Below are 14,126 nucleotides of genomic sequence, written 5' to 3'. Positions count from 1 at the left end.
GCAGCGGGTCGGACGGGCTGCCGGGGAGACGCCGGCGGTGCCGCCTGCGCGCCGGGCGAGGTCGACTGCGCCGGCGGAGCCGTGGGGAGCGGCATGACCGGCGAGGGCTTCGTCGTCGTCGGCTGCTGGCCGGCGAGCATCGCCTGCCAGTCGCGCATGAGCGCGTCAGCCTCTGGGTGCTCTGGGGGGAGCTGGGTCACAGGGGTCAGGGCCCTTCATCGGTGTCGAGGGTTCGACCCGGAGCGTGCCCGGAGGCGCGCTCGGCGTCGATCGCATGTTGCAGAATGATAACGGCTGCGACTTGGTCGACGATGGGACGCTGCTGCTTCGCCTTCTTCCCGGTCGCGCGCAGCGCCTGCTGCGCGCTCACGGTCGACAGTCGCTCATCGACGAGGCGCACCGGACGTCCGGGGCTCGCGCCCGCGAGCCGGCCCGCGAACTCGACGGCATCGTCCGTCGACGGCGTCGGCGCGCCCGAGAGCGACAGCGGGTTGCCGACGACGAGCTCGATCGCCTCGTACTCGTCGGCGATGGCGAGGATGCGTCGCACGTCGGCGTCGCCCTCGGCCGAGCGCGGCACCGTCTCGACCGGTACCGCGAGCAGCCCGCCGCTGTCGCATCGCGACACGCCGATCCGGGCGCGCCCGACGTCGATGCCGAGCCTCGCCCCGGATCGCATCGCTCGTCTACCCGCCGAGCCCGCGGCGCACGGCCTCGAGGGCCGCGGGGATCGCCGAGAGGTCGCTGCCGCCGCCCTGCGCGAGATCGGGCTTGCCGCCGCCACCGCCGCCGAGCGCGGCCGCGGCCGCCTTCGCGAGGGCGCCCGCGTTCGCACCGTGCTCGCGCGCACCCGGCGTCGTCGCGACGATCGTGAGCGGCTTGCCGCCGACCTCGCCCGCGAGGGCGACGACCGCGTCGACGTCGCCGAGCTGTGCGCGCACCGAGAGCGCGAGCGAGCGCAGCTCGTCGCCCGAGCCCAGTTCTCCGGCCGGCTCGGCCACGAGCAGCACGTCGCCGACACGCGTGGCCTTCGCGGCCAGCGCCGGGACGCGGTCCTTCAGCGCCTTCGCCTCGAACGCCTGAATGCGCTTCTCCGCGGCCTTCAGGCTGGTCACCAGTTCGCCGACGCGGTCGACGAGCTGCTCGGGTCGCGTCTTCAGCGTCGAGGTGAGCTCCGTGACGAGTGCGCGCTCGGCAGCGAATCGCCGGAACGCCTCGAGACCGACGAGGGACTCCACACGGCGATTCGACGCACCCACCGACGACTCGCCGACGATGTTGATCATGCCGATCTCGGAGCTCGTCGACACGTGGGTGCCCGCGCAGAGCTCGCGCGACCAGGGACCGCCGATGTCGACGACGCGCACGACGTCGCCGTACTTCTCGCCGAAGAGCGCCATCGCCCCGAGCGCCTTCGCCTCGTCGAGCGGGAGCTCGCGCGTGACGACCTGCAGGTTGTCGCGAATCGCCGAGTTCGAGATCTCCTCGATCTCGCTGCGCGTCTCAGCCGAGAGCGCCGAGTTCCAGCCGTAGTCGAGGCGCAGGTAGCCGGCCTTGTTGAACGAGCCCGACTGGTGCGCGTTCGGACCGAGCACCTGACGCAGCGCGGCGTGCACGATGTGCGTCCCCGAGTGCGCCTGGGTCGCCCCTCGCCGGTAGTCCTCATCGACGAGGCTCGTCGCCCGCTCCCCGACGCCGACCTCGCCCGAGACGACCTTGACCGTGTGGCTGATGAGGCCCTTGACGGGCTTCTGCACGTCGAGCACCTCGAGCTCGTAGCCGTCGCCGACGATGCGCCCCTGGTCGGGCGCCTGTCCGCCGGACTCCGCGTAGAGCGCCGTCTCGGCGAGGATGACCTCGGCCGTCTGTCCGGCGACGGCGCGCTGCGCCGGCCGGCCGTCGACGAGCAGGCCGAGCACGCTCGACTCGGTCGCCAGTTCGGTGTAGCCCGTGAAGACCGTCTCGCCCTTGGCCCGGAAGTCGGCGTACACCGAGAGATCGGCGAGCACCTTCTTCTTCGACTTCGCGTCGGCCTTCGCACGGGTGCGCTGCGCCGTCATGAGTTCGTCGAACGCGGCACGGTCGACCGCGAGGCCGGCCTCGTCGGCCATCTCGAGCGTGAGCTCGATCGGGAAGCCGTACGTGTCGTGAAGGAGGAACGCCGTGTCGCCGGCGAGCTGCGCGCGCCCGGCGTCCTTCGTCTTCTCGACGGCGAGGTCCAGGATCGACGTTCCGGCCGACAGTGTGCGGAGGAACGTCTCCTCCTCGCCGAGGGCGAGCTGCTCGATGTGCGCGTAGTCGCGCGCGACCTCGGGGTAGGCCGACTTCATCGCGTCGCGCGATGCCGCGAACAGCTCGCGGAACGTCGGGCCCTCGACGCCGAGCAGCCGCATGGCCCGGATGCTGCGGCGGAGGAGCCGTCGCAGGATGTAGCCGCGCCCCTCGTTCGACGGGCTCACCCCGTCGCTCATGAGCATCAGCGCAGAGCGGATGTGATCGGCGATGACGCGCATCCGCACGTCGTCCTCGTGGTCGGCGCCGTACCGGCGCCCGGAGAGCTCGGCGGCCTTGTCGAGCACCGGACGCACCTGGTCGATCTCGTACATGTTGTCGACGCCCTGCTTGATGAAGGCGACGCGCTCGAGCCCCATGCCGGTGTCGATGTTCTTCTTCGGCAGTTCCTTGACGATGCGGAAGTCGGTCTTCGACACCACGTCGTCGATGAGGTACTGCATGAACACGAGGTTCCAGATCTCGACGTAGCGGTCGTCGTCGGTCGCGGGACCGCCGTCGATGCCGTACTCGGGGCCGCGGTCGAAGAAGATCTCGGAGCAGGGTCCCGCGGGGCCGGGCTGCCCGGTGTGCCAGTAGTTCGTGTCCTTGCCGAGGCGCTGGATGCGCTCGTCGGGCAGGCCCGCGACGCGCTTCCAGATCTCGATCGCCTCGTCGTCGTCTTCGTAGACGGTCACCCAGAGGTCGTTCGGGTCGAAGCCGTAGCCGCCGCCGTCCTCGGGCGTGGTGAGCAGTTCCCACGCCATCGAGATGGCGCCTTCCTTGAAGTAGTCGCCGAACGAGAAGTTGCCGTTCATCTGGAAGAACGTGCCGTGACGCGGCGTCTTGCCGACCTCTTCGATGTCGTTCGTCCTGATGCACTTCTGCACGCTCGTGGCACGCGGGTACGGAGCGGGCACCAGCCCGGTCAGGTACGGCACGAACGGCACCATGCCGGCGACCGTGAAGAGCAGCGTCGGGTCGTCGGAGACGAGCGAGGCCGAGGGCACGACGGTGTGGCCGCGCTCGGCGAAGAAGTCCAGCCAGCGCTGGCGGATGTCGGCAGTCTGCATGGTTCCGTTCTGGGGTCGAGCCCGGGGTCGCCCGGGCCGGAAGGAGATGGGGTGGTGGCTCAGCGCTCGGCGGCGGGGCCCGCCTCGGCGCGCAGCTCGGCGTCGCGGGCGTGGTAGCCCTCGGCGATCGCGTGGCCGAACGCTCGCGCCTTCGCGTCGATCGACTCGAAGAAGTCGCGGCCCTGCTTGGTCTGGTTGACCTGGTGCGCGACCACGAATCCGGCCGCGACGCCGACGGTGAACCACAGAATGCTCTTCACGGGTGCTCCCTGTTCGATCTCTCGCCGACGCCATGGCGCTCGGCACGCCTCGGATCAGTCTAGTGGCGCGGGCCGGGCCGCCCGCCGAATGCGGAACAGGGGCCGCGGGAAACCCCGCGACCCCTGTTCGGTGCAGCCTGCGTCAGCGAGCCGCGTAGTACTCGACGACGAGCTGGACGTCACAGGTCACGGGGACCTCGGCCCGCTTCGGGCGACGGACGAGCTTGGCCTGGAGCTTGTCGAGCTCGACCTCGAGGTAGCCCGGAACCTTGGGGAGCACGTCGGCGTGACCGCCGGCGGCGGCGACCTGGAACGGCTCGGTGCCCTCGCTGCGGGTCTTCACGTGCACGAGCTGGCCCGGCTTCACGCGGAACGACGGGCGGTCGACGAGCTGGCCGTCGACGAGGATGTGGCGGTGCACCACGAACTGGCGGGCCTGCGAGATGGTGCGGGCGAAGCCGGCGCGCAGCACGAGCGCGTCGAGGCGCATCTCGAGCAGCTCGACCAGGTTCTCACCCGTCTGGCCGGCGGTGCGCTTGGCCTCGACGTAGGCGATCTTCAGCTGCTTCTCGCGGATGCCGTACTGGGCGCGCAGGCGCTGCTTCTCGCGCAGACGGACCGCGAAGTCGCTGTCGGCCTTGCGCTTGGTGCGGCCGTGCTCACCGGGAGCGTAGGGGCGCTTCTCCATGTAGCGGGCGGCCTTCGGGGTGAGGGCCACGCCGAGCGCACGGGAGAGGCGGGTCTTGCTGCGGGAACGGTTCGACACGAATGTCCTTTCGGAAGAATCTCAAGTGAAACCCGCGGCGCGTTCGTGCGCCGCAGATCTGTGTCAGAGGGATTCGCCAGGGGTGGATCGGCTACAGATCGCACCCACTCGCCGGTGACCCTCTCGCAGCCGCGCTCGAGGATCTGGCTTCAGGCCAGCGACCATCGTATCACGCCGGGGGCGCGCCGACTTCGAGGGCGCTGCCGTCTCGCGACGCCCGCCGGCGCCCCGACTCAGCGCTCGCCGCGCACGATGCGCCGGATCTTCGCGAGGCGTGCGGAGACCTCGCGCTCGTTGCCGTGCTCGGTCGGCTCGTAGTAGACCGCGCCGCGCAGGGTGTCGGGCAGGTACTCCTGCGCGACGACGCCGATCGCGTCGTCGTGCGGATACCGGTAGCCCTTGCCGTGCCCGAGCCGCTTCGCCCCCGGGTAGTGCGCATCGCGCAGGTGTTTCGGCACTCGCCCGGCCTTGCCCGCGCGCACGTCGGCGATGGCCTGGTCGATGCCGAGGTACGCGGCGTTCGACTTCGGCGCCGTTGCGAGGTGCACCACGGCCTGCGCGAGCGGGATGCGCCCTTCGGGCATGCCGATGTACTGCACCGCGTCGGCGGCGGCGACCGCGACGCCGAGCGCCTGCGGGTCGGCGAGGCCGATGTCTTCCGAGGCGAGCACGATGATGCGGCGCGCGATGAACCGCGGGTCTTCGCCCGCCTCGATCATGCGCGCGAGATAGTGCAGTGCAGCGTCGACGTCGCTGCCGCGCACCGACTTGATGAAGGCGCTGATCACGTCGTAGTGCTCGTCGCCGTTTCGGTCGTAGCGCAGGAGCGCCCGGTCGACGGCGCGCGCCACCACATCGGCGGTGATGACCGGCGAGGATGCCTCGGCCTCGCGCTCCCCCGACTCGGAGTCGCCGTCGGACGTCTCCGCCGCCACGGCCGGCTCGGCCGCGGCGGAGATCGCCGAGGCCTCGAGCGCGGTGAGCGCGCGACGGGCGTCACCCGAGGCGAGCCGCACGATCGCCGCTCGCGCCTCGGGGTCGAGCACGACCTTGCCCGCGAGCCCTCGCGGATCGGCGACGGCACGGTCGACGAGCACACCGAGATCGTCGTCGCTCAGGAGTTCGAGCGTCAGCAGCAGGGACCGCGACAGCAAGGGCGAGATCACCGAGAACGACGGGTTCTCGGTCGTCGCGGCGACGAGGATCACCCACCCGTTCTCGACGCCCGGCAGCAATGCGTCTTGCTGCGCCTTCGTGAAGCGGTGGATCTCGTCGAGGAAGAGGACGGTGGAGATGCCGTAGAGGTCGCGGCTGGCCTGGGCCTCCTCCATCACGTGGCGCACGTCGCGCACGCCGGCAGTGACGGCGGAGAGTTCGACGAACTTGCGCCCCGACGATCGGGCGATCGCCTGGGCGAGCGTCGTCTTGCCCGTACCGGGCGGCCCCCAGAGGATGACCGACACCGACCCGCTCTCGCCGGTGCGATCGCCGGCCAGCGCCACGAGCGGCGAACCGGGGGTCAGCAGATGCCGCTGCCCGGCGACCTCGTCGAGGCTGGTCGGGCGCATGCGCACTGCGAGCGGGGTCGCGCCCGAGCGCAGTCCCGGGCCGGAATCCACCATGCGATCAAGCGTAGCCGCGGCATCCGACACCGCCTTCTGCGCCGCCGTGCAGCGCGGCGATTGGTGCACGCCCGAGGGCTTTTGTAGAGTCGGCTCGCAGCAGCACTCCCACGAGGGGGTCGGCCGAGAAGGAGCAGGCGTGGCATCGAACGACCGTCAGGCACGCGAGGAACGCGCACGCCTCCGCACCTACCAGGCCAGGCAAGAGGTGCACGCCGGCAAGCAGCGGCGTCGCACGCGCGACAACGTCATCGCGAGCATCACGCTCGTCGTCGTGCTGGCCCTCGCCGTCGGTGCGCAGCTCTTCTTCTTCAACGGCGGCCCGGGGAGCCCGGAGCCCGAGGCCTCGGCCACGCCGACGCCGTCGGCCGCCGCCGGCGAGAACCAGGGCGACGTGCCCTCGGCCGACCTGGCCGAGGACCGGACCTGGACCGGGACGCTGACGCTCAACGAGATCCCGCTCGGGGTCGAGCTCGACGGCGCCGCGGCACCGCAGGCGGTGTCGAGCGAGATCAGCCTCATCCAGTCGGGCTTCTACGACGGCGTCAGCTGCCACCGGCTCACGAAGGACTCGATCTGGGTCCTGCAGTGCGGCGACCCGAACGGCGACGGCAGCGGTGGCCCGGGCTACAGCTACGGCCCCATCGAGAACGCGCCGGCCGACGGGGTCTACCCCGCCGGCACGATCGCGATGGCGCGCCAGCCCGGAAACACGTACAGCCAGGGCAGCCAGTTCTTCATCGTCTATGAGGACACGACGCTCCCGACCGACGACGGCGGATACACGGTGATCGGTCGGGTGACGAGCGGGCTCGACGAGCTGCGGGCGGGCATCACCGATGCCGGACCGGCCGATGGAGCGTCCGACGGCGCCCCGACCGTCCCCACGACGATCACCTCCGTCACGATCGAGTGAGCGCGGCGCCGTCTTCGACCGGTGCAATAGGCTTGACAGCACATCGCCGCCGATGGCGGCATCCGACCTACGACGCGGCGGCACAGCCCGTGACCGCCGCTCAGTAGGCTTGACCGCAGCATCGCCGCCGATGGCGGCATCCGACCTACGACGCGGCGGCACAGCCCGTGTCCGCCGCTCAGTAGGCTTGACCGCAGCATCGCCGCCGATGGCGGCATCCGACCTACGACAGGGTGAGGCCGTGACCGAATCAGATCAGCAACCGTGGGGCCGCGTCGACGAGACGGGCACCGTCTTCGTCCGCACGAGCGACGGCGAACGCGAGGTCGGCCAGTACCCCGATGCCACGGCTGAGGAGGCGCTCGCGTACTTCGAGCGCAAGTACGCCGACCTCGCCGGTCAGGTCACGCTGCTCGAGCAGCGCGTGCGTCGCGGCGCGCCCGCGGCCGACGTGGCGAAGGCCGTGGCGGCGCTCACCGACTCCGTCGCCGATGCCCACGCGGTCGGCGACCTCGACGCGCTCTCCCGTCGGCTCGAGGCCCTCTCGGGCACGACGAAGGAGCTCACCGAACAGCAGCAGGCCGAGGCGAAGGCGGCGCTGGGCGAGGCGATCACCGAGCGCACGCGCATCGTCGAGCAGGCCGAGCGGCTCGCTGCTCAAGACCCGGCGAAGACCCAGTGGAAGCAGACCTCCGCAGAGCTCGACGCCCTCTTCGCGAGCTGGCAGCGCCACCAGCAGGAGGGCCCCCGGCTTCCCAAGGGCGAGGCGAACGACCTGTGGAAGCGGTTCCGCGCCGCACGCTCGACCATCGAGCAGCATCGCAAGGCCTTCTTCGCCGAGCTCGACGCGAGCCACCGCGATGTGCGCGCTCGCAAGCAGCGACTCATCGAGCGCGCCGAGGCGCTCGCACCGCGCGGTGCCGACGCGGTCGGCGATTACCGCAGTCTCCTCGACGAGTGGAAGCTGGCCGGACGCGCCGGCAAGAAGCTCGACGACCAGCTCTGGGCACGCTTCAAGGCCGCGGGCGACGTGCTCTTCGACGCCAAGGCCGAGATCGACGCGAAGGAGGACGAGGCGTACCGCGCGAACCTCGACGAGAAGCTCGTGCTCCTGACCGAGGCCGAGGTCCTGCTCGGCGAGAAGGACCCGAAGCCCGCGCGCGCCGCGCTCAACCGCATCCAGCGCCAGTGGGACGAGATCGGCCGCGTCCCCCGCGATCAGGTCCGCCCGATCGAGGATCGCCTCCGCAAGGTCGAGAACCACGTCCGCTCGCTGGAGGACGAGCGCTGGCAGCGCGAGGACCCCGAGAAGAAGGCGCGTTCCGAGGGCATGCTCGGTCAGCTCCAGGAGGCGATCGAGAAGCTCGAGTCCGAGCTCTCCGCCGCAGAGGCGGCCGGCGACGACAAGGCCGCCGCAGAGGCACGCGAGGCGCTCGAGGCTCGCCGTGCTTGGCTGAAGGCCGTCGGCGGCTGAGGTTCGACTCCTCCGCGACATCCACGTGTGATCGGCCGTTCTCCACAGGACGGCCGATCGCCCGTTTCCGGCACCGCGGATACCGCAGCATGGGGTGATGGCGCGACTTCCCGCAGTGCTCGGCACCGATGACCTGCCGCTCGCCGAGCTGTGCGCGGCCCGCATCGACGGCGAACTCTTCCATATCGACGACGCCTGGGCGCCGATCGACGAACCCGACCTGCCGAGCCTGCGCGCGGCGGTTGTCGCCCGGCGCGCGCCCCGCGCACTCATCATCGAGCGGTTGTCAGCGGCCTGGGTGCACGGCGCGCTCGACGCTCCGCCGGAGGTCGCGCAGTTCTGCGTGCCGCACGAGGCCCGCGTCGCTGTCGTCTCCGCCCGTGCCGCGGTGGTCCGCGAGGTGTCGATCGGCGACGACGAGGTCGTGCGCCACGACGGCATCGCGTGCACCGACGACGTGCGCACGGCGTTCGACCTGCTGCGCGATCCCACGATCGGCGACGAGCCGGTCGAGCAGGTGCTGGCGCGCATGATCGGCGCTCGCGACGGCTTCGCCGGACGGGTGCGCGATCGTCTCGCCGACGCACACCGGCTGCCGCACCGTGCCCGAGCGTTCGAGCGCCTCGGCCGCGCCGAGACGGCCGTACGCGTCGAGGGGAGGCTGCGTGCGGAGTTCGCGCGCGAACCGTCCTCGGCGCGGTTCGGCCGTCGCTGACGGTTCGGCCGTCGCTGACGCTTCAGCCGTCGCTGACGCGGTAGACGTCGTAGACGGCGTCGATGCGGCGGACGGCGTTCAGCACCCGGTCGAGGTGCGTCGTGTCGCCCATCTCGAAGACGAAGCGGCTGAGCGCGAGACGGTCGGTCGACGTCGAGACGTTCGCCGAGAGGATGTTGACGTGGTGCTCCGAGAGGACGCGCGTCACGTCGGAGAGCAGGCCCGATCGATCGAGCGCCTCGATCTGGATCTGCACGAGGAAGACGCTCTTCGAGCTCGGCGCCCACTCGACGTCGATCATCCGCTCCGGCTCGCGCATGAGCGACTGCACGTTGTGGCAGTTCGCCTGGTGCACCGAGACGCCGGCACCTCGGGTGATGAAGCCGACGATCTGGTCGCCCGGCACGGGCGTGCAGCAACGAGCCAGCTTGACGAGGATGTCGGGCGCTCCGCGCACGAGCACCCCGGAGTCGGAATGTCGCGGAAGCGGCCGCGAACGGGCCGGCAGCGGAAGGTCGGGCTCGTCGACGTCGTCGATGTCGCGCACGAGCGAGACGACCTTCTCGAGCACCGACTGCGTCGAGACGTGCCCCTCGCCGACGGCCGCATAGAGCGAGGAGACGTCGTCGTAGTGCAGCTGCGCGGCGACCTCGGCGAACGACTCCTGGCTCATGAGCTTCTGGAGCGGCAGGTTCTGCTTGCGCATCGCGCGGGCGATCGCGTCGCGGCCCTGCTCGATCGCCTCGTCGCGGCGCTCCTTCGTGAACCACTGCCGGATCTTGTTGCGGGCGCGCGGACTCTTGACGAACCCGAGCCAGTCTTTGCTCGGGCCGGAGTCGGGGTTCTTCGAGGTGAACACCTCGACGACGTCGCCGCTCGACAGCTCGCTCTCGAGCGGGACCAGTCGCCCGTTGACCTTGGCGCCCATCGTGCGGTGGCCGACCTCGGTGTGCACCGCGTACGCGAAGTCGACCGGCGTGGCCCCTGAGGGAAGGCCGATCACACGCCCCTTCGGCGTGAACACGTACACCTCTTTCGCACCGATCTCGAACCGGAGCGAATCGAGGAACTCCCCCGGGTCGGCCGTCTCGGCCTGCCAGTCGGAGATGTGGGCGAGCCAGGCCATGTCGGTCTCGTTCGCGAGCGCCGGACCGCCGGCCGACTTGCCGGTCGTCTGCTCCTTGTACTTCCAGTGCGCGGCGACGCCGTACTCGGCGCGCTGGTGCATGTCGTGCGTGCGGATCTGGATCTCGACCGCGCGGCCCTTCGGCCCGATCACCGTCGTGTGCAGCGACTGGTAGAGGTTGAACTTCGGAGTCGCGATGTAGTCCTTGAACCTGCCGGGCAGCGGGGTCCAGCGGGCGTGGATGGCACCGAGCACGGCGTAGCAGTCGCGCACCGAGTTGACGAGCACGCGGATGCCGACGAGGTCGTAGATCTCGTCGAAGTCGCGGCCCCGCACGATCATCTTCTGGTAGATCGAGTAGTACTGCTTCGGACGCCCGACGACCTTGCCGCGGATCTTCGCAGCCTTGAGGTCGTCATTGACGAGGTCGATGACGTTCTGCACGAACTCCTCGCGCTGCGGGGTGCGCTGCTTCACGAGGCTCTCGATCTCGGCGTAGAGCTTCGGGTAGAGCACCGCGAACGAGAGGTCCTCGAGCTCCCACTTGATCGCCTGGATGCCGAGGCGATGCGCGAGGGGGGCGTAGATCTCGAGCGTCTCGGTCGCCTTGCGCGCCGCCTTCTCGGCCGGCACGAAGCCCCACGTGCGTGCGTTGTGGAGTCGGTCGGCGAGCTTGATGATCAGCACGCGGATGTCCTTCGACATCGCGACGATCATCTTGCGCACCGTCTCGGCCTGGGTGGAGTCGCCGTACTTGACCTTGTCGAGCTTCGTCACGCCGTCGACGAGCATCGCGATCTCATCGCCGAAGTCGGCACGCACCTCGTCGAGCGTGTATGCCGTGTCTTCGACGGTGTCGTGCAGCAGCGCCGCCGCCACCGTCTTGGAGCCGATGCCGAGGTCGGCGAGGATCTGCGCGACGGCGATCGGGTGCGTGATGTACGGCTCGCCGCTCTTGCGCTTCTGCCCCTCGTGCGCCCGATCGGCGACCGTGTACGCGCGTTCGATGAGCGCGACGTCGGCCTTCGGGTGGTGCATGCGCACCGTGCGGATGAGCGTGTCGACCGCACCCGACGGCTGCGCCTTGGAGAAGATCCGCGGCACGAGACGGCGCAGCGACGCCGTCGAATTGACCCCGGTCTCCGTCACCCGCGCACCTCCAGAACTCAATTATCACCGCTCCGGAGGGTGCGGCGTGCACGAGGGCGCACGCCGGGGGCGAACGTCATGCGCTGGGCAGCGCCTCGACCGTGCTCGCCGACGACCCCGCGCGCTCCCGCTCCTTGAGGACCTTCTGGTCGTGACGCTTGATCTCGGGCTCGCCTTCGCGGAGCAACGAGTACAGTGGCGCCGCGAGGAAGACGGTCGACCAGGTGCCGACGAGGATGCCGATGAGCAGTGCGAGCGAGATGTCGCGCAGGGTGTCGGCACCGAGCACGCCCGCACCGATGAACAGGATCGACGCGACCGGGAGGGCGGCCACGACGCTCGTGTTGATCGAGCGAACGAGGGTCTGGTTGACCGCGAGGTTCACCGACTCGGCGAAGGTGCGCCGCGACTCCTGCCCGTCTTCGGCGGTGTTCTCGCGGATCTTGTCGAACACGACGACCGTGTCGTACAGCGAGTAGCTGAGGATCGTGAGGATACCGATCATCGCCGCCGGGCTGATCTCGAAACCGACCGCGGCGTACACGCCCGTCGTGATCACGAGGTCGGCCATGAGCGCGAGGATCGCGGCGAGCGACATCTTCCACGTGCGGAAGTACAACGCCATGACGAGCGCGGCCAGCAGCACGAACGCGATGAGGCCGACGACGGCCTGGCGCGTGACGTCCGCGCCCCAGCTCGGGCCGACGAACGAGGTCGTGACCTCGGACTCGGGCACGTCGTACGCCTCGGCCAGCGCCGAGGCGACCTCGTGCGAGTCGTCCTGCGAGAGCTGGTCGGTCTGCACGCGAACGCCGACGTCGCCGACGATGGTCACCTTGGTGGTCGTGTCGGGGACGACCGACTCCACCGCATCGATCGCCGGCTGCGCCGTCGCGTTGTCGACGCCGGAGATCTGGAACTGCGACCCGCCGCGGAACTCGATGCTGAAGTTCACGCCGGTCAGGAGCGGGATGACGACCGAGAGCAGGACGATCACGCCGGCGATCGTGAACCACTTCTTGCGGCCGCCGACGAAGTTGAACGAACGCTTGCCGGTGTAGAGGTCGTTACCGAAGGTCGTGAGACGGTTCGCCATCAGGAGTCCTTCCCCTCGTTCTCGGTACTGCCGGCCCCGACGGCGGCCGCCTTGCGCTCGGCGATCGTCTGCCGGCGCTGCGCCTCCTTGGCGCTCGATGCGGCCTTCTTGGCGGGCAGGGCCGTCGGCTTGCGGAACTCGGCACGACCGCGATACACGGCGCCGAGGGCGTTCGGGTCGAGACCCGACCACGGGTTGCCGCTCGAGAAGAACTTCGTCTGCGCGAGCAGCTGCAGCATCGGGTGCGTGAACAGGATGACGATGACGACGTCGATGATCGTCGTGAGGCCGAGGGTGTAGGCGAAGCCCTTCACGCTGCCGACCGCGAGGATGAACAGCACGATCGCGGCGAGCAGGTTGACGCCCTTCGAGGCGAGGATCGTGCGGAAGGCGCGCTTCCACCCGGCCTCGACCGCCCCGACGAGCGGACGGCCGTCGCGCAACTCGTCTCTCACGCGTTCGAAGTACACGATGAACGAGTCGGCGGTGAAGCCGATCGCGACGATCAGACCCGCGATGCCGGCGAGCGACAGTCGGTAGCCCTCGCGCCACGACAGGATCGTGATCATCAGGTAGGTGATGAGCGCCGCGATCATGAGCGACGCGATCGTCACCGAGCCGAGCGCGCGGTACTGGAACAGGGTGTAGATCACGACGAGGATGAGACCGATGAGACCGGCGACGAGCCCCGACTGGAGCTGGGAGGAGCCGAGCGTCGCCGAGATCGTGTCGGACGACTGCACCGTGAAGCTGATCGGCAGGGCACCGAACTTCAGCTGATCGGCGAGGGCCTTCGACGACTCCTGCGTGAAGCTGCCGGTGATCTGCGGGCGACCGTCGGTGATCGCGCCGTTCATCGCGGGCGCCGTGAGGACGGCGCCGTCGAGCACGAACGCGAACTGGTCGCGCGGCGTCTGCCCCGACAGGGCGAAGAGCCGCGTGCTGACCTTGGCGAACTCGTCGGTGCCCTTCTCGTCGAAGGTGATGTTCACGGCCCACTGGCCGGTGGAGGCACCGGTCTGCGTGGTGACCATGCCGTTCGTCGCGTCGACGATGTTCTCGCCGCTCGCCTCGACGGGGCCGAGCAGGTACTTCGCCGTGCGGGTCACGTCGCACGTGACGAGCGGCTCGTCGGCCGGCGCGACGCTCGCGTCGGTCTCGTCCATCTGCGAGCAGTCGAACGAATCGAACTCCTCCTGCAGCGCGGGCGTGATCCACGCGGGGTCGCTGCCGTCGGTCGGCACGGCCGTCGGCGTCGATTCGAGCTCCTCCGCAGGGGCCTCGGTCGGCGACGGGCTCGCGCTCGGGTCGATCGTCTGGTTCGTCGCCGCATCGGCGAGCAGCACCGCGCGCAGTTCGAGCTTCGCGGACTGCTCGATGCGAGCACGGGTCTGGTCGTCGAGCTCACCGGGGATCCGAACGACGATGTTCTGGCCCTCGGTGTTGATCTCGGCCTCGGCGACACCGGACGCGTCGACGCGCTGGCGGATGATCGACACCGCCTGGTCGAGCTGCTCCTGCGACGCCGTGTCACCCGTCTCGAGCTTCGGCGCGAGGATGATCTGCGTGCCGCCCTCGAGGTCGAGGGCGAGCTTCGGCGTCCACGAGCCGCCGCCCCACATCACGCCGGCCGCGTTGATGCCGAACAGGAGGGCGAT

Annotated in this window: 11 protein-coding genes; 3 read left to right on the top strand and 8 right to left on the bottom strand. The window is 70.0% G+C overall.

What is annotated here, in order from left to right:
* Positions 1-205 precede the first annotated feature (205 nt).
* The 5 genes from ruvX to LR269_RS11290 form a co-directional block, all read right to left on the bottom strand.
* Complete coding sequence (gene ruvX, locus LR269_RS11310; protein ID WP_231430882.1) at positions 206-679, bottom strand: Holliday junction resolvase RuvX; 474 nt, start codon at positions 677-679, stop codon at positions 206-208.
* Between the two features lie 7 nt (positions 680-686).
* Complete coding sequence (gene alaS, locus LR269_RS11305) at positions 687-3,344, bottom strand: alanine--tRNA ligase (protein WP_231430881.1); 2,658 nt, start codon at positions 3,342-3,344, stop codon at positions 687-689.
* 59 nt (positions 3,345-3,403) lie between these two features.
* On the bottom strand, positions 3,404-3,604 hold the full coding sequence (locus LR269_RS11300; RefSeq protein WP_231430880.1) for a hypothetical protein: 201 nt from the start codon (positions 3,602-3,604) through the stop codon (positions 3,404-3,406).
* A 142-nt stretch (positions 3,605-3,746) separates the two neighbouring features.
* Positions 3,747-4,370, bottom strand: a complete 624-nt coding sequence (gene rpsD, locus LR269_RS11295; RefSeq protein WP_231430879.1) for a 30S ribosomal protein S4 — start codon at positions 4,368-4,370, stop codon at positions 3,747-3,749.
* 233 nt (positions 4,371-4,603) lie between these two features.
* Positions 4,604-5,992: a replication-associated recombination protein A gene (locus LR269_RS11290; protein WP_231430878.1), complete on the bottom strand. Its 1,389-nt coding sequence runs from the start codon at positions 5,990-5,992 to the stop codon at positions 4,604-4,606.
* Between LR269_RS11290 and LR269_RS11285 the strand changes: the two genes are divergently transcribed.
* The 3 genes from LR269_RS11285 to LR269_RS11275 all read left to right on the top strand — a co-directional run bounded on the left by LR269_RS11285 (position 5,991) and on the right by LR269_RS11275 (position 9,097).
* Positions 5,991-6,908, top strand: coding sequence for a peptidylprolyl isomerase (locus LR269_RS11285; RefSeq protein ID WP_308191644.1), 918 nt, complete (start codon positions 5,991-5,993; stop codon positions 6,906-6,908). The genes LR269_RS11290 and LR269_RS11285 overlap by 2 nt on opposite strands.
* 241 nt (positions 6,909-7,149) lie before the next feature.
* Positions 7,150-8,382 (top strand): DUF349 domain-containing protein, encoded by a 1,233-nt coding sequence (locus LR269_RS11280; protein ID WP_231430877.1) that lies wholly within the window; start codon positions 7,150-7,152, stop codon positions 8,380-8,382.
* Between the two features lie 97 nt (positions 8,383-8,479).
* Entirely contained in the window at positions 8,480-9,097 is a 618-nt protein-coding gene (locus LR269_RS11275; RefSeq protein ID WP_231430876.1) for a hypothetical protein, read from the top strand.
* Positions 9,098-9,119: 22 nt separating this feature from the next.
* Here LR269_RS11275 and LR269_RS11270 read toward each other — a convergent pair whose 3' ends face one another.
* The 3 genes from LR269_RS11270 to secD form a co-directional block, all read right to left on the bottom strand.
* The gene (locus tag LR269_RS11270) at positions 9,120-11,372 is read right to left on the bottom strand and encodes a bifunctional (p)ppGpp synthetase/guanosine-3',5'-bis(diphosphate) 3'-pyrophosphohydrolase (protein WP_275506907.1); all 2,253 of its coding nucleotides are present in this window, start codon (positions 11,370-11,372) and stop codon (positions 9,120-9,122) included.
* Between the two features lie 76 nt (positions 11,373-11,448).
* Positions 11,449-12,468 carry a protein translocase subunit SecF gene (secF, locus tag LR269_RS11265; RefSeq protein ID WP_231430875.1) on the bottom strand — a complete coding sequence of 340 codons (1,020 nt, stop codon included), beginning with the start codon at positions 12,466-12,468 and terminating at the stop codon, positions 11,449-11,451.
* Positions 12,468-14,090: a protein translocase subunit SecD gene (gene secD, locus LR269_RS11260; RefSeq protein ID WP_231432322.1), complete on the bottom strand. Its 1,623-nt coding sequence runs from the start codon at positions 14,088-14,090 to the stop codon at positions 12,468-12,470. Before secD ends, secF begins: the two co-directional genes overlap by 1 nt.
* Positions 14,091-14,126 lie beyond the last annotated feature (36 nt).

The organism is Agromyces sp. S2-1-8 (assembly GCF_021129215.1).
Classification (GTDB): Bacteria; Actinomycetota; Actinomycetes; order Actinomycetales; family Microbacteriaceae; genus Agromyces; species Agromyces chromiiresistens.
This window is presented reverse-complemented; position numbering and strand designations above follow the sequence as displayed.